The sequence below is a fragment of the Micromonospora sp. NPDC048839 genome (genome assembly GCF_040649915.1).
GTDB lineage: Bacteria > Actinomycetota > Actinomycetes > Mycobacteriales > Micromonosporaceae > Micromonospora.
This window is the reverse complement of sequence record NZ_JBEZGL010000005.1, coordinates 1-15532: the sequence shown is the minus strand read 5'-3', so window position 1 is coordinate 15532 and position 15532 is coordinate 1. Positions and strand designations below refer to the sequence as shown.

The 15532-nt window shown below is 73.6% G+C and carries 11 protein-coding genes; 7 read left to right on the top strand and 4 right to left on the bottom strand.

Annotation, left to right across the window (positions count from 1 at the left end; genetic code table 11):
• Position 1: 1 nt before the first annotated feature.
• Together paaK and AB0C25_RS11295 are read left to right on the top strand one after the other, a co-directional pair.
• Positions 2-1309 (top strand): phenylacetate--CoA ligase PaaK, encoded by a 1308-nt coding sequence (paaK, locus tag AB0C25_RS11300; protein WP_357372039.1) that lies wholly within the window; start codon positions 2-4, stop codon positions 1307-1309.
• Positions 1310-1346: 37 nt separating this feature from the next.
• Entirely contained in the window at positions 1347-2006 is a 660-nt protein-coding gene (locus tag AB0C25_RS11295) for an HAD-IB family phosphatase (protein ID WP_357372037.1), read from the top strand.
• 95 nt (positions 2007-2101) lie between these two features.
• Here the strand turns inward: AB0C25_RS11295 and AB0C25_RS11290 are convergent, their stop codons facing one another.
• Positions 2102-2644, bottom strand: a complete 543-nt coding sequence (locus tag AB0C25_RS11290) for a hypothetical protein (protein WP_357372035.1) — start codon at positions 2642-2644, stop codon at positions 2102-2104.
• 171 nt (positions 2645-2815) lie between these two features.
• Here AB0C25_RS11290 and AB0C25_RS11285 point away from each other — a divergent pair, with 171 nt between their 5' ends.
• Positions 2816-3382 (top strand): dienelactone hydrolase family protein, encoded by a 567-nt coding sequence (locus tag AB0C25_RS11285; protein WP_357372033.1) that lies wholly within the window; start codon positions 2816-2818, stop codon positions 3380-3382.
• A gap of 33 nt (positions 3383-3415) precedes the next feature.
• Here AB0C25_RS11285 and AB0C25_RS11280 read toward each other — a convergent pair whose 3' ends face one another.
• Both AB0C25_RS11280 and AB0C25_RS11275 read right to left on the bottom strand, forming a co-directional pair.
• On the bottom strand, positions 3416-4138 hold the full coding sequence (locus AB0C25_RS11280; RefSeq protein WP_357372031.1) for a hemerythrin domain-containing protein: 723 nt from the start codon (positions 4136-4138) through the stop codon (positions 3416-3418).
• A gap of 60 nt (positions 4139-4198) precedes the next feature.
• Positions 4199-7483 (bottom strand): BTAD domain-containing putative transcriptional regulator, encoded by a 3285-nt coding sequence (locus AB0C25_RS11275; RefSeq protein ID WP_357372029.1) that lies wholly within the window; start codon positions 7481-7483, stop codon positions 4199-4201.
• A gap of 151 nt (positions 7484-7634) precedes the next feature.
• Between AB0C25_RS11275 and AB0C25_RS11270 the strand changes: the two genes are divergently transcribed.
• Both AB0C25_RS11270 and AB0C25_RS11265 read left to right on the top strand, forming a co-directional pair.
• Complete coding sequence (locus AB0C25_RS11270; protein ID WP_357372027.1) at positions 7635-8453, top strand: class I SAM-dependent methyltransferase; 819 nt, start codon at positions 7635-7637, stop codon at positions 8451-8453.
• A gap of 56 nt (positions 8454-8509) precedes the next feature.
• Complete coding sequence (locus AB0C25_RS11265; RefSeq protein ID WP_357372025.1) at positions 8510-9073, top strand: YciI family protein; 564 nt, start codon at positions 8510-8512, stop codon at positions 9071-9073.
• Here the strand turns inward: AB0C25_RS11265 and AB0C25_RS11260 are convergent.
• Positions 9057-11348: an adenylate/guanylate cyclase domain-containing protein gene (locus AB0C25_RS11260; RefSeq protein WP_357372023.1), complete on the bottom strand. Its 2292-nt coding sequence runs from the start codon at positions 11346-11348 to the stop codon at positions 9057-9059. The genes AB0C25_RS11265 and AB0C25_RS11260 overlap by 17 nt on opposite strands.
• Positions 11349-11542: 194 nt before the next feature.
• On the opposite strand from AB0C25_RS11260, the gene AB0C25_RS11255 reads away from it, so the two are divergent.
• Positions 11543-14437, top strand: a complete 2895-nt coding sequence (locus AB0C25_RS11255) for an AAA family ATPase (RefSeq protein WP_357372021.1) — start codon at positions 11543-11545, stop codon at positions 14435-14437.
• A 135-nt stretch (positions 14438-14572) separates the two neighbouring features.
• A complete protein-coding gene (locus AB0C25_RS11250) occupies positions 14573-15343 on the top strand; it encodes a DUF5995 family protein (RefSeq protein ID WP_357372019.1) in 771 nt (256 codons plus the stop codon).
• Positions 15344-15532: the final 189 nt, after the last annotated feature.

The following is a 15532-nucleotide window of genomic DNA, read 5'->3' as shown; positions in this document are numbered from 1 at the left end:
GATGCAGGACCGCACCCCTCGTCCGGAGGAGCTGGAGCCGATCGAGCGCGCCGGCATCGACGAGCTGCGCGCCCTGCAACGCGACCGACTGCGCTGGTCGTTGCGGCACGCGTACGACAACGTGCCGCACTACCGACGGGCGTTCGACGCCGCCGGGGTGCACCCCGACGACTGCCGGGACCTCGACGACCTGGCCCGCTTCCCGTTCACCGGCAAGGCGGAGCTGCGGCACAACTACCCGTTCGGCATGTTCGCCGTACCCCGGGAGCGGGTGGCCCGGTTGCACGCGTCCTCCGGCACCACCGGCCGACCGACGGTGGTCGGCTACACCCGCGACGACCTGCGCACCTGGGCGCGACTGATGGCCCGATCGATCCGTGCCTCCGGCGGCCGTCCCGGCGACCGGGTGCACATCGCGTACGGCTACGGGCTCTTCACCGGCGGCCTGGGCGCGCACTACGGGGCCGAGGAGCTGGGCTGCACGGTCATCCCGGTCTCCGGGGGCATGACCGAGCGTCAGGTCATGCTGATCCGCGGCTTCGAACCCGAGGTCATCATGGTCACGCCCAGCTACCTGCTCGCCATCGTCGACGAGATGCAACGCCAGGGCATCGACCCGCGGGCCACCTCACTGCGGGTGGGCATCTTCGGCGCCGAGCCGTGGACCGAGGACATGCGCCGCGAGATCGAGCAGCGGCTGGACATCCACGCCGTCGACATCTACGGGCTCTCCGAGGTGATGGGCCCCGGCGTGGCCACCGAGTGCGTCGAGACCAAGGACGGGCTGCACCTCTGGGAGGACCACTTCTATCCGGAGATCATCGACCCGGTGACCGGGGCGGTGCTGCCCGACGGTGAGCGCGGTGAGCTGGTGTTGACCTCGCTGACCAAGGAGGCGATGCCGGTCGTGCGCTACCGCACCCGCGACCTGACCCGACTGCTGCCCGGCACCGCCCGCCCGATGCGCCGGATCGAGAAGATCACCGGCCGCACGGACGACATGATGATCGTGCGCGGGGTGAACATCTTCCCCACCCAGATCGAGGAGCTGATCCTGCGGACCCCGCAGCTGTCGCCGCACTTCCAGTGCGTCCTCGATCGGGAGGGCCGGTTGGACACCCTCACGGTACGGGTGGAGCGGCGGGCCGGCGTCGCCGTGGACGCCGCCGAGCGGGCCGGCGCGACGCTTGTGGAGCTGGTGAAGAACACCATCGGTGTGAGCGTGGCGGTCGACGTCATCGCCCCGGACGGGGTGGAGCGGTCGATGGGCAAGATGCGCCGCATCGTCGACCAGCGGTCGGCCGGCTGAACCGCCCCGCCCACGCCTGACGGGTACTGTCTCGGCCATGATCCGTGGAGCGGTGTTTTTTGATATCGATGGGACACTGACGCCGAGCAGTAGCGGCCAGCACCTCGCCGAACTCGTCGGCAATGCCAAGGAGATCGCGCACATACAAGCGGGCTACGCGGCCGGCACCTTGAGCAGCGACGAGGCGTGCGTACTCGAAGCTCGTGGGTGGGCAAGCAGGACACCCGCCGAGGCGCAGGCGTATCTGGAGTCGATGCCGCTGGTGGACGGCATAGCGGAGACGGTTTCGTGGTGCCGGGCACACTCGCTCGTGCCTGTACTGACCACGCTGGCGTGGGACTTCGTCGGCACCTACCTGTGCGGCCGCTTCGGCTTCGAGCGAGCGTGCGGACCACGCTTGCACATTGTCGACGGCCGCTACAGCGGCGAGGTCGCCGAGCAGTTCGACGAGCAGGCCAAGCGCGATTTCGCCATCAGGACGGCCACCGAGTTGGGCGTCGAACTCCGGCACTGCGCGGCCATCGGCGACGGGCGCTCGGATGTACCGCTGTTCGGCGTGGTCGGCTGCGCCATCGCATTCAACGCGACCCCCGAAGCTCGTGCCGCCGCCAGCAAAACGGTGGACGGCCCCGACCTCCACGCCGTCGCGCCCGTCCTCAGCGCCTGGCTGGACACCATCGCCCTGCCCGCTGGCTGACAAACGAGCCAGACGCCGAAGAAGGTCCTCTCGTCCGGCGACGCGACGCCGTGCACCGTGCACCGTGCACCGTGCACCGTGCACCGTGATGATCGTCAACCGGCCAGGTCGTCACCGACGGCGATCGCGTGTTCGCGGATGCGCTCGATCAGCTCCGGCGTCACCGGCTCCCGTTCCAGCAGCTCGATCTCGAACGCCTGAGCCGCGACCTCGAGCAACTCGCCCGAGCTGTACGGCCGGTCGGGAAAGTCACTCATGTTGTGGTTGTAGAGGAGGTTCGCGAGGCCGGCCAGATAGAGGCCGGGCTCGTCGATCAGATCGGGCAGGTCCCGCACGAACGCCAGCACGGATGAGTCGTCGAACAGAATCGGATCGCCGGAATCGGACGGCCCATAGGCCCGCAGCCGGTCGGCCACGTCACTGCCCGCCGCGGCTCCGGCGCACACCGCCCACGCGACCGCCAGCCCTTCCGGGGCAAGGTCGACCACCGGACGCCGCACCTCGTCGCGTTCCGCCGACTGACGCAGCAGTGGCAGGGACCGCTGCACCGCCGCGACCGACAGCACCCGCTGCGCCGCTGGCGACAACCGGCCCGCCCGCTCGTACAGTTCATTGTGGATGGTCAGCAGAATGGTCACGGCCACACGATATATCCGAGTTGACGATCGCCGAGCGCGACAGTTTCTTCCGCTCGTGGTACCCGACGGTCTGCGCCCGCCGAGCGACCTGGTCGCGGCTGACCGCGTTGGTCTGGCGTCCGCCCCGCGTGCCCACACCGGGTTGACCCTCGACTGCGGCAGGATGACGTGATGCCACACGTCGTGCTGTTCCACTCCGTGTACGGGCTGCGGCCCGCCGTGCGCGCGACCGCCGACCGGTTACGCGCCGCCGGGCACCAGGTCAGCACCCCCGACCTGTACGGCGTACCGGCCGCCGACAGCGTCGAGGAGGGCTTCGCGCTGCTCGACAAGATCGGCCACGACGTGGTGCTGGACCGCGCCCGAGCCGCGCTGCGCGACCTGCCACCGGAGACGGTGCTCGCCGGCCTCTCGATGGGCGCCGGCGTGGCCGGGGCGCTGCTGGCCGAGCGTCCCGACGCCGCCGGTCTGCTCCTGCTGCACGGCACCGGTGGCGCACCGGACGCGGTCCGGCCCGCGATGCCGGTGCAGCTGCACCTCGCCGACCCCGACCCGTACGACGCGCCGGACGAGGTCGACGAGTGGCAGCAGGCGATGACCGATGCCGGTGCCGAGCTGACGGTCTTCCGCTACCCCGGCGCGGGGCATCTGTTCACCGATCCGGACCTGAGCGAGTACGACAGGAGCGCCGACGCGGAGACCTGGCCGCGGGTGCTGGCCTTCCTCGCTGCCCGCTGAGCACCGGCACGTCCCGCTGGTGGCCGGCCTCGCTCAGCGCGCGGCGGCGCCGATGCGCGGGGGAGTCGCGGTGCCGTGCACCCGCTTGGCGTGGGCGGCGAAGAGCCGGGGCGCGATGATCGGCATGAGCAGCCGGGCCGGCAGCGGGGCGTGCGCCAGCACCGCCTTGATCACCTCGGGGTCGCCCTCGTACATGGCCAGGCCGAAGGCCAGCGGCAGCCGCTTCTTCGGGGTCCTAGCCATCCCGTGCTCGCCGAGTTCCATCCACTCCGCGGCGGTGACGTGCCGTTCGGCGAGCGGCAGGATCGCGCTCTCCTCCATGGCCATGTGTTCGATCAGCGCGGTGCGGAGGTGCTCGAAGGCGTCGGCGAGGTGGTCACCACCGTGCCCGGTACGCCGCCACCCCGGCAGCAGGGCGACCACCGCCGCGTGGGCATCCTCGATGGCGTGGTGCTGCGCCTCCATGGTGGGGACGATGGCGGCGGCCTCCGCGCCGCCGCGCTCCAGCAGTCGGGGCCACAGCAGCAGGTCCTCGCCCTCGTGGTGCAGGTGCAGGGTGTGACAGAGCATCTCGGCGTGGGCGCCGACGACCTCCGCGCGGCCGACGTCGCCCGGCCTGACGTCACGGACGAGCTGCGGCAGCAGGCCGAACTCGCGACGGAAGACGGTGTGCGCCATGTACATGTCGCGGACGTCGGCCCTGGCTTCGCGGTGGTTCTGGTTCACGGTGACCTTTCCGAGGAAATCAACTGACACAGATCTGTTGATCATGCTCGGTGGCACTTGGAATCGGCTTGGAACCCACTGACCGGGCGTTCAGTCGGTCAACGCGGCCGTCGCCTCGGCCAGCCAGTGCGGCGATTCCCACCGGCGGGCCACCCCGGCCGCCAGCGTGAAGTGCCGGGCCGCCTCCTCGGTGCGCCCCACCAGCCGGAACAGCTCCCCGAGCGTCAGCGCGACCGGTCGCAGCACGGCCGCGGTGGTGGAGAAACCAGCCAGCTGGTCGCGGACCGGGAGCAGGGCGTCGATCACGGGCTGGGCCAGGTCTCGCCGACCCAGCGCCACGATGACCATCCCGCGGACGCTGAGCAGCGCCGACTCGAAGTAGTCCGGGCGGTAGGTGTGCCGACCGACGGGCATGGCCCGCGCCTCGTCCACCCGTCCGCTCTCGATCAGCGCCAGCGCCAGCAGGTCGTCCACGATCGGCCCCAGCGACCGACGGATGCGGCGGGTCGCCTCCAGATGCTCGCCGAAGCGTCCCTGGCTGATCAGCAGGGTCCCGACCGAAAAATAGTGGAAGGCCTCGGCGTGCAGCGAACCCTGGCGCCGCATCTGCGCGGCCACCTCGTCGTAGTGTCGGCGAGCGGCGACGAAGTCGCCGGCGATGTGCGCGAGGGCACCCCGCCCGCACAGGTAGATCACCTGTCCCTCGTTGAGCTGGTACGTCTCGGCCAGCCACCCCTGTCGGGCGATCGCGGCGCGGACCTCGGCCGGTTCGGTGAGCGCGGCGGCGCAGTGGGCGAGCACCTGCTCGGCGACCCAGCGGTAGATCACCAGCCCGTGCTCGTCGGCGAGGTCGCGCAGCTCCAGGGCCAACTCCCGACGGTGTGGCGCCTCCCGCTCGTAGCTCATGGTCCGGACCCGGGCGGCCAGCCCCAGGGCCCGCAGCTCCGGGTCACCCAGCCGCCGGGCGATCGTCAGCGCCTCCCGCCCGGCCGACACACCCCGGGGGTCCGACTCGCCGTCCAACTCGGTGGCCAGGGCGTCGAGCAGACGGCAGCGGGCCACCGGGTCCAGGTCGTCGGACCGCAACAGCCGGCTGAGCAGCTCGACGACCCGATGGTCCACGACGCCGTACGCGTGCGTCAGCCACGGCGTGGGGACGGTCCACGCGGTGAACGCCGCGATCAGCAGCTCGTCCCGGCCGGACGCGACGGCCACGTCCACGGCTCGGGCGCGGGTCTGCCGGGCGGCGGCCACCGCACCGGCCCGAGCCTGGGCGCGTAACAGCCGGCCGAGCAGGTCGACCCGCAGCGCGTCGCGATCCCCGGTTGCCGACCCGGCGGCGTCGACGGCGTTGCCGAGCACCTCGACCGCCGCGTCGTACGCGTACCGCCGCTCCGCCAGGTCGGCGGCGCGGATGGCGTAGTCGACGGCGAGCGGAGCGGTGTCGGCCGACGCCGCACGGGCGTAGTGGTGGGCCAGGGCCGGATAGTCGTCGGGTGCCAGCCGCCGGGTGGCGGCGGCGATCCGGGCGTGCAGTCGGGTACGGCGCAGGTGGGGCAGGTCGGTGTAGATGGTGTCGCGGACCAGCCCGTGCACGAAGCGCACCCGCCCCGGTGCCGGTTCGGTGAGCAGCCCGGCGGCCAGCCCGATCTCCAGCGCTTCGAGGGTGGCGGTCTCGTCGGTGTCGGCGGCGTCGAGCAGTGTCGGCACGTCCGCCTCCCGGCCGAGCGTGGCGGCGAGGCGCAGCACCGAGACCGCCGGCGACGGCAGGCGCGACAGTCGTCGGCGCAGCACGTCGCGTACCCCGTCCGGCACGTCGCTGGTGGCGACGAGTGTGCCCTCGGCGGCGAGGAGCCGCGCCGACTCCCGTACGTAGAACGGGTTGCCGCCGGTCCGCTCGGTCAGCGCGGCGACCGTCTCCGCGTCGACGGGCTGCCGGGCGAGCGCCCCGAGCAGTGTCTCGATCTCGGCCGTCGTCAGGCCACCCAGCCGGATCCGGTGGGGAGACCGACGGGCCAGGACGGCCATCGTGTCGGCGAGCCGCTCGCGGTTGTCGGTGGGGCGTAACGCCGCGACGACCAGCACGGCCCCGGTGGTCACCTCGATGACGCTGTTCAGCAGGAGCAGCGTCTCGGCGTCGGCGGCGTGCAGGTCGTCGAGGATCACGGCGACCGGTCTGCGGATCGCGGCCGCGTCCAACCAGGCGCCAACGGCGTGGTGCAGCCGGAACCGGCCGGCGGTGACGTCGCCCCCGGACTCGCCGGCGCTCCCGCCGAGCAGCGGGACGAGCGCGGGTGCGAGATCACCCGGCGGCGCCTGCTCGGTGAGCTGCCGCAGCGCCTCGACCCATGCCCAGGCCGGCGGGGCGCCCTCGACCTCGGGGCAGCGGCCGACGACGACCAGCCAGTCGCGGGCGGTGAGCGCCTCCCGGAAGCGGGCGAGCAGACTCGTCTTTCCCGCGCCGGCCTCGCCGCTGAGCAGCGCCACCCGCGGCCCGCCCGCCACCGCCTCGGCGGCGGCCCGTCCGAGAGCGGCCAGCTCGGCCTCCCGCCCGACGAACACCTCAGCGGTCGCCGGTCGCCCGGCGTCGACGCGTGCCGCGGCCACCGGGGGGAGCAGGTCGAGTCGTTGGCCCAGGATCGCGGACTCCACCTCGACCAACGCCGGGCCCGGATCCAGGCCGAGTTCGTCCACGAGGGTCGCCCGCGCCCGGCGCAGCGCGGCGAGCGCGTCGCCCTGCCGGCCGGCCCGCCACAACGCCAACGCCAGCAGCCGCCAGCTCTCCTCCCGCAGCGGCGCCTGCCGGGTCAGCACCTCCGCCTCCGCCACCGCCTCGGCCGCGTCGCCGCACCGCACGACCACGTCGAGCAGCGACTCCCGGGCACCGAGCCGCAGCTCCTCCAGCCGCAGCACCTCGGCCTGCGCCCACGGCTCCCCGGCGAACTCGGCGTACGCCCGACCGCGCCACAGGTCGAGCGCGCTGCTCAGCAGCAGCCGCGCCCGACCTGGATCGGTGGCGCTGACCGTGCGCGCCCCGACGAGCAGCGTCTCGAACCGGCCGGCGTCGACGGCCTCGGTGGGCACCCGGATCGCATAGCCGGGCGGCGCGGTGACCAGGACCCGCGCCGGCGTGCGGCGCTCGCGGGACGGCTCCAACAGGCGGCGCAGGTGCGAGACGTACGTCTGGACGGAGGCGATCGCCCGCGGCGGCGCGTCACCCCGCCACAGGTCCTCGATCATCTGACCGACGGAGACGACCTCGCCTCGGGCCGCCAGCAGCCGCGCGAGCACGGCGCGTTGGCGGGGGCCGCCGAGGTCGACCGGTCCGCCTGTGTCGACCTCGACCTCAAGCGGCCCGAGCACCCGTAGCAGCATGACCGGCCAATCCTAGTCACCGCTGCCGGTGGACACCGGACACCCAGCTCACCAGGGGTACGGGCGGCGTCCCGCGAGGGCGCGGGGCACCCCCGGACACATCCCGTTCGATATCGTCGCCACCATCAAGATCCTGAGCGGGGGTGGCGCGGTGCCGACGACGGCGTTCGACGAGCACGAGCGGTCGCGCTGGGCCGGGCGGGCGGCGGCGTACGACGGCAGTTTCGCCGCCCTCTGCGCCCATCCCGCCCCGGCGTTGCTGGACGCCGCGGGCGTCGCCGCGGGCATGCGGGTGCTGGACGCGGGCACCGGCTCCGGCACCGTGGCCGCGCTGGCGAGCGCTCGGGGAGCCACCGTCGTGGCCGTGGACGCCGAACCCAGCATGGTCGAGCTGGTGCGCGGCCGGGTCCCGTCCGACGTCGAGGTCCGCCTCGCGACTCTGCCCCACCTGCCGTTTCCCACCGGGCACTTCGACGCGGCGGTGGCGAACTTCGTGATCAATCACGTCGGTGATCCGGTGGCCGCGATCAGCGAACTGCGACGGGTCGTCCGGCCGGCCGGGCGGATCGCGGTGACGATCTGGCCCGACCCGCCACCCGAGGCGCAGCGGCTCTGGGGAGCGGTGTTCGACGCCGCCGGGGTCGAGCGTCCGACCTCCGTGCCGACGGTGGACGCGGAGCGGGACTTCCCGCGTACCCCCGACGGGTTCGCGGCTCTGCTCGACGCCGCCGGTCTCGCCGATGCTGGCTGCGACACGATCACCTGGGCGCACCGCACCCACCCGGAGGCCTGGTGGAGCGGCCCGGCCAACGGCATCAGCAAGGCGGGCCTGGTGCTGGCGGCCCAGCCGCCGGACGTGGTCACCCGCATTCGTGCCGCGTACGACGAGCTGACCGCCGCCTACCGCGACGCGGACGGCCTGCTCGTCCTGCCGACCGCGGCGCTGCTGGCCTCGGCGTCCGTGCCGTAGGCGGCGGGCGACACCCGACCGCCCGGAGGTCCGGCGCCACGTCGAGAATGCGTGGCATGGAGTTCCTGTGCTACCACCGCGACCGGCCCGACTCCGGCACGTTGCGCGACGAGTTGTTGGCCGAGCACTGGTCCTACATGGACCGGTACGCGGAGGAGTTGATCGCCCGCGGCCCGACCCTGTCCGGTGACACCGCCACCGGCAGCGTGCACATCGTCGACCTGCCCGATCCGGCGGCCGCGCGGACGTTCGCCTTCGAGGAGCCCAACTACCAGGCCGGCGTGTACCGGGATGTGCTGCTGCGCCGATGGCGCAACACGCTGGGCCGCACCATGTGGGACTTCCCCGGTGGTCGGGAGGGCGGCAACCGCTACCTGGTACTTGGTCTCGGCGCGGGGCAGGCCGTCGACCTGCCCATGCCGCCCGACCCGGACGAGCTGATCGCGTACGGGCCGCTGCTGTCCGACGACGGCGGCACGTGGCTCGGCACTGCCGCGCTGGTCCGGGCGCCGACGCCGGACGCGGCGCGCGCCATCCTGACCGTGGACCGGTACGCCGACGTCGAGGTGCACAACTGGCAGTTCGGCGGGCGGCCGCCCGGGGTCAGTCGTTCGTCGTGACGTACCCGCCTGAGCCGGGGTGCCCGTAGCCCAGGCCGTCCGGCTGGCGGATCAACGGTGGGACGGGTAAGGCGCGTACCCGATCGGGCAGTCCGCCGACGCCGGTGCCGGGTCTCGTCGACCCCGCCACGGCAGGCACCACGCGGATCGCCACCGGGATGCGGTCGACGGCCGAGGGCCAGTGACCGCCCGTATTGGCCTGCGCCACCGCCACCGGCACCGACGAGGTCGGTGGCATGCCGCCGGCCGGCGCGACGGTTCGGAGCCGGTTGACGCCCGGCGCACGGTTGGTTCCCCGGGGCGGCGCGGCTGGCGGAGTCGCCATCGTCGGGGCGGGGAGGCGTGGCGGGCCGGATCCTGGCGCGGGGGCCAACGCCACGAGGGCGGTGTCGCGGCCGACCCGGGAACGCGCGGCGTCCAGCCGCACGACCTCGACGGACCGCCCGGTCGAGCCGCTGCCGGCCGTACGAGCGGCACCAGCGGGGTTCGCGGCAGCGCGGTGGGGCCGCCGGGCGATGTCGCGGCGTGGGGCGTCGGCGGCCCGGCGGGTGAAGACGGCCCGCAGCGCGCGGGGCAACCGCTCGGCGGCGACCTGGCGCAGCGCGGGCGAGGCGAACGCGTACCCCCCGGTGCGCTGGGGGATGAGCAGTCCGGCGGCGACCAGCCGGCGGAGTGCCGACACCGACCGGCCGGGCGACCAGCCGAGCGCGCGGTCGACCGCCGCGCCGGAGACCACGCCGCCGAGGACACCGGCGGCCATCAGGACCGCTCGCCGCTCACCATCGAGGTGGTCCACCTCGGCGCCGACGGTCCGGCGGACCGCCTCGGGCAGCGGGAGCACCGCCGGGTCGGCCCCGGCCACGATCGACGCGACGTACGCCGTCGCGTGCCCGGGCCGACCACCCACCAGCGGCAGCAGCCGGTCCACCAGGGTCACCGGCTGACCGGACCGGGTCAGGAGATGGCGCAGCAGTCGCCCGGACTGCACAGTGGCCAGCGGTCGGACCGCCATCCGACGGGCCGGGCCGGGCCGGATGTCGGCCCACTGCGGTTGGTGCAGGGTGACCACGGCCAGTGGTAGCCGCCGTGCCGTCGCCGCGTCGAACAGCGCCCGCAGGAATCCGCTCACCGCGGGCGCCGCCCGGTCCACGTCGTCCACCGCGACGACGAGCGGCGCCTGGGTGGCCAGGCGCAGCAGGACGTCGCGGCAGATCGCCGCGCCGGCCATCGCCCCGGCCGAATCGTCCGGGTTGGTCAGCATCCGCTGCAGCGTCGGGACCGCGGCGGCGACCCGGGCCGGTGGGAACAGGGCGGTCAGGGCGGCGACGAGCCGGTCGTGGACCGCCGCCGGGCCGTCACCGCGACGTACCCCGGCGACACCGCGGAGCAGCTCGGCGACCGGTTCCAGAACCTGATCGGGGTACGGCTGGCAGGCCGCCACCGACCAGCGCACCGGCGCGCCGAACACGGTGGTCAGCCCACGGGTCAACTCGTGCAGCAGCCGGCTGCGGCCACTGCCGGTGGGTCCGACCAGCGAGACCCAGCACGGGTTGCGCACCCGGATGGCAAGGGTCAGCTGGTCGCGGATCGTGGCCAGTTCGCGGCGGCGACCGATCAGCGGACCGTCGTGCCGGTCCGGGCCGGGGCGGACGGGGCCGATGGCGTGCCAGAGCGGCCCCGGCGACATCCGGCCGGCGGCCGGCACCGGTGGCAGCTGACGCTTGTTGATCAGGCCGGCGGTGGCCCGTGCGGTGGCCGCGCAGAGCGCGACGGCACCCGGTGGCGCGTACTCCTGGAGGCGGGCCGCGGTGGTGATCACCGCGCCGCTGGCCACGCCGTGCCCGCCGCTGACCGCGTCGCCCAGGTCGACCACGACCTCGCCGGTGGCGACACCGACGCGCACCCGCAGTCGGATGTCCCCGACCATCGGCCGGCGGTCCAGCGCGGCCTGGATCTCGAGTCCGGCCCGCACCGCGCGGTACGCGTCGAAGCCGTCGGAGCGCCGAGCGCCGAAGAGCGCCATCACGGCGTCGCCGACGTACTTCTCCACCACGCCCTGCCAGCGGTGCAGCACGCCGGTGACGGTGTCGAAGTAGACCCGCTGCATCGCGCGGACGTCCTCCGGGTCGAGTCGGCTCACCAACGCCGTGGAGCCGACGATGTCGGCGAAGAGCACCGTGACGGTGCGTCTCTCCTCCGGCACGGGCCAGTGCGGGGTCACGGGCCGCCGCGCGTCGCCGGCGATGATTATGCTGGTAGTAGCGATGGTGGTCATGGGCTTCGCACCAACCCTTCCCCCCGCTGATGCCAGGTGACCTCCGGAGATTGGCATTCCTGGGCTGACCGGGGATCTGCCGAACGACGTATGTCGGCCACCCGCAACCTTTTGTCGCAAAGTCGACGCGAGGAGTACCACAAGCGGCAGTTGGCCGTAGAACGGTTCGGGGACCTGTGATTAGGCTGCGTGCCATGGCCAGCGATGGGGACACCGCACCGCTCGTGGGCCGGGCCGAGCTGGTGCAGACGGTTCGGGCCGCGCTGCACGGTGACGCCGCGCACGGGCAGACCGCCGGCGTCTTCCTGACCGGTGAGAGCGGTGTGGGCAAGACCCGGCTGTTGGGTGAGGTCGCCGAACGGCTGCGCGCGCAGGGTGCCGTGGTGCTCACCGGCAGCTGCCTGGACATCGGCGACGCCTCCCCGCTGCACCCGCTGTTGCAGGCGCTGCGCCGCTTCGACGCCGATCTGTCCACCTCGCACGCCCGCACCTCCTCCGCGGTACGAGGGCTGCTGCAGATGTTCGCCGACGAGACCGCCGGCCCGGACGGCGCGGGCGCGTTGTTGGAGCGGGCCAGCCGCGGGCTGCACCTGATCGCCGAGGGCAGACCACTGGTGCTCATCCTCGACGACCTGCAGTGGGTCGACCGCAGCACCCGACAGTTGCTGCTCTACCTGTTGGCCGGGCTCGGCGACCTCCAGCTCTCCGTGCTGGCGGCGGTGCGCGCCGAGTCGCTGCAGGGCGCGCACCCGCTGCGCCGGGTGCTCACCGAGCTGCGTCGGCTGCGTACGGTGCGGGTGCTCGACCTGGCTCCGCTGGGCCGGGCCGACACCGAGGAGCTCGCCGCCGCGGTGGTCGGCCGGACGCTGCCCGCCGAGGCGGCCGAGCAGATCTGGCAGCGCAGCGGCGGCAACCCGTTCGTCATCGAGGAGCTGGCCCGCGATCTCCGCGACGGCCGCGACGGCCTGTCCGAGACGCTGCGGGAGATCTTCCTCGACCGGGTCGACGCGCTGCCCCAGCACGCCCACGCGGTGGTGCACGCGGTGGCCGCCGGCGTCGAGCCGGTCCAGCACTGGCTGCTGGCGCAGGTGCTGCGGTTGCCGGAGGACGAGCTGATCGACGCGGCCCGCGCCGCGGTGGCCCACCGGCTGCTGGTCGGCGCCGACGACGGTTACCGGCTGCGGCACCGCCTGGTCGCCGAGGTGCTCGCGCACGAACTGCTGCCGGCCGAGCGTTCCGGGCTGCACCGCCGCTACGCCGAGGCGCTGACCGCCGCGCCGGGTGAGCTGCACCAGGCCCGGCTGGCGCACCACTGGCGGTTGGCCGGTGAGCCGGCGCGCGCGTTGCCGGCCGCGGTGGCGGCGGCGCAGGAGGCCGAGCGGCTGCACGGTTACGCCGAGGCGCACCGGCACTGGTCGGCGGCGTTGCAACTGGCCGCCGACCCGGGACCGCTGGCGGTGGACCGGGTCGAGCTGCTCAAGAACGCCGCCGAGGCCGCCCACCACTGCGGGGAACACGCCCGCGCGCTGGTCCTCCTGGAAGAGGTGGCCGCGTTGCCGGGGGGCGAGCCCAGCGCGCTGCACATCCGCCGGGCCCGTTACCTGGCCGCCGCCGGCCGCTCGGCGCCGGCCGAGGAGGAATACCAGCGGGCGCTGACCGCGGCCGACTGTTCCCCGCGCGACCGGGCCACCGCCGCCGCCCGCCTCGCCGAGCTGCTCCTGCACCTGGGCCGCTACGCCGACGCCGGACGGTGGGCCCGGGAGGCGCTGGCGTTGGCCGCCGACGTGGAGGGCTCCGCCACCGAGGTGGTGCTGGCCAGCTCGGCGCTGGGCTTCAGCGACGCCTATCTGGAGGACCCGGACGCGGGGCTCGCGGTGATGCGCGACGCCCTCGACACCGCCGAGCGCGCCGGCCAACCCGAGGATGTGGCCTGCGCGTACCTGCACCTGGCGGAGTTGTTGACCGGGCCACTGAACATCCTCGAAGAGGGTGTGGTGGTCGCCCGTCGTGGTGCCGAGCGGGTCGCCGAGCTGGGGTTGGGTCGCACCTGGGAGACCCGGCTGCTGGCCGTCGCCATCAACGGCCTGTTCCGGGTGGGCCAGTGGGCCGAGGCGGAGAAGGTGGTCGCCGCCGCCCTGCGGCACCGACCGTCCGGTGCGGACGCCGTCGAGCTGCTGCTGGCCCGGTGCCGGCTGTCGGTGGGCTACGGCGACATCGACGCCGCCAGCCGTGACCTCGACGCGGTGGCGACCCTGCTCGCCGGTGGTGGGGCGCGGCACGTCATTCCGCTGCTCACCCTGCGCGCCGGGCTGGCCATGTGGGAAGGCCGGCACGATGTGGCGCGGTTGGCGGTGCAGCGGGGCCTCACCGAGAGCCGGTCCGACGACGTGACGATCCTGTCGGCGCTGGTCTGGCACGGGCTGCGGGCCGAGGCCGAGGCACACGCCAGCCGTACCGTGGCGGTGGACCCGACGGTGGTACGCCGGCTGCGTGACGTGGCGGACCGGGTGGCCCGCAAGAGCGTCGGCGCGGCCGGTCCGGTGCGGTCGGTGGTGGAGGGGTTCCTGGCGCTCTGCGCCGCCGAGGTGAGCCGCCTCGACAGCAGTGACCCGGACCTGTGGGCCGCGTCCGTCGCCGAGTGGGACCGACGCCACCACCCCTACCCGGCGGCGTACTCGCGGCTGCGGCAGGCCGAGGCGTTGCTGGCCCGCCGCAGCCGGCTGGCCACCGCCGGCAAGCTGTTGCGGGAGGCGTACCGGGTGGCGCAGGGGCTGGGCGCGGTGCCGCTGACCTCGGAGATCCGCGAGCTGGCCGGGCGGGCCCGGGTGTCGCTGGAGGAGCACGAGGCAGTCAGCGGCGGGCGGAGCGCGCCGGCCGAGGCGTCCGACGACGAGTTGGCGCCGCTCACGGCACGGGAGCGGGAGGTGCTCGCGCTTGTCGCGGAGGGCCTGACCAACAAGGAGATCGGGCAGCGGCTGTTCATCAGCGAGCGGACCATTGGCGTGCACGTGTCGCACATCTTCGACAAGCTCCAGGTCCGTACGCGGGTCCAGGCCAGCGCGATCCAGTTGCGCAACGTCCGAAGCTGACGTTCCGCACCGTCCACTGGCGCGTGTGCGCGCCGGGATACGTCGTTCTACTGATTCGGTGAGTGGGTGTCGGCTGAAAGGCTGGGCCGCGTCGACGACGGCACGGGGGATGCCGCCGACCACTATGGAGGAGAGATGACCGCACCGGTCTGGGGTCCCGTGCACCGGGACATCGTCGACCTGCTCGCGGACCATCCCGCGGACGTGCCGGCCGTGGTCGATCACCTCACCAAACTTCAGGACCTGCTGGTGCGGTTTCCTCCGTTGGAGGCCAGTTGCCCGTTGGCCGACTTCAACAGGCTCTACCTGACCATCACCAGCAGCGTGTTGGACGGGCTGTACGAGGATCGTTTCGTCGACCCGGCCTTCCTGTCCCGGCTGGACGTGGAGTTCGCCGCGCGGTATTTCGACGCGATGCGGCTCTGGACCGACTCCAGCCCGGGCACCCCGAAGGCGTGGTCGTGCCTCTTCGAGCGGATGCGTGGGCCGGACGCCCGTCCGCTGCCGTCGGCGGCGGCCGGGGTCAACGCGCACATCAACTTCGACCTGCCCTTCGCGCTGGTGACCACGTTCGACCACCTGGAGTCGGAGCCGGTCGACGGCAGTGACCAGCACCACGACTACCTGGAGATCAACAGGATCTTCGCGGACAAGATCCCCGGTCTGCGCCGGGGCTATCTGGAGCAGTGGCAGCTGCTCATCGACATGCTCAACGGCGACATCGACGACTGGTACCAGGGGGAGCTGGTCGAGTACACCCGCAATGTCGCCTGGCGTAACGCGCAGAAGATCTGGCGGTGCCGGCACGATCCGGACGCCCGCGAATGTGAGCGCACGCGGTTGGACGACAACGCCGCGGCGCTCGGCCGGCTACTGCTGTCGCCCCTGGGGGCGTTTCTGCAGTAGCCGGGACGGGGGGTCCCCGCGTTCCGCCCCGTGGGGGGTGGCGGAGCGCGGGGGCGCGTCCCATCAGATTCACCCACCCTCGGGTGGCCGGCCGCGGCCGGCCACCCGAGGGTGGAGGCCGCCGGCGCCGGGGGGGGGCGGCCCGCGGCCACCGGCCGCCCGCCCCGGGGGGGGGGGGCGGAAAGGGAG

What these genes read in the sequence shown, in the direction of transcription:
- AB0C25_RS11285 (WP_357372033.1), top strand. Translation starts at nt 2,816, where the DNA reads ATGCCACACGTCGTGCTGTTCCACTCCGTGTACGGGCTGCGGCCCGCC.
- AB0C25_RS11250 (WP_357372019.1), top strand. Translation starts at nt 14,573, where the DNA reads ATGACCGCACCGGTCTGGGGTCCCGTGCACCGGGACATCGTCGACCTG.
- AB0C25_RS11260 (WP_357372023.1), bottom strand. Translation starts at nt 11,348, where the DNA reads ATGACCACCATCGCTACTACCAGCATAATCATCGCCGGCGACGCGCGG.
- AB0C25_RS11275 (WP_357372029.1), bottom strand. Translation starts at nt 7,483, where the DNA reads ATGCTGCTACGGGTGCTCGGGCCGCTTGAGGTCGAGGTCGACACAGGC.
- AB0C25_RS11255 (WP_357372021.1), top strand. Translation starts at nt 11,543, where the DNA reads ATGGCCAGCGATGGGGACACCGCACCGCTCGTGGGCCGGGCCGAGCTG.
- paaK (WP_357372039.1), top strand. Translation starts at nt 2, where the DNA reads ATGCAGGACCGCACCCCTCGTCCGGAGGAGCTGGAGCCGATCGAGCGC.
- AB0C25_RS11295 (WP_357372037.1), top strand. Translation starts at nt 1,347, where the DNA reads ATGATCCGTGGAGCGGTGTTTTTTGATATCGATGGGACACTGACGCCG.
- AB0C25_RS11265 (WP_357372025.1), top strand. Translation starts at nt 8,510, where the DNA reads ATGGAGTTCCTGTGCTACCACCGCGACCGGCCCGACTCCGGCACGTTG.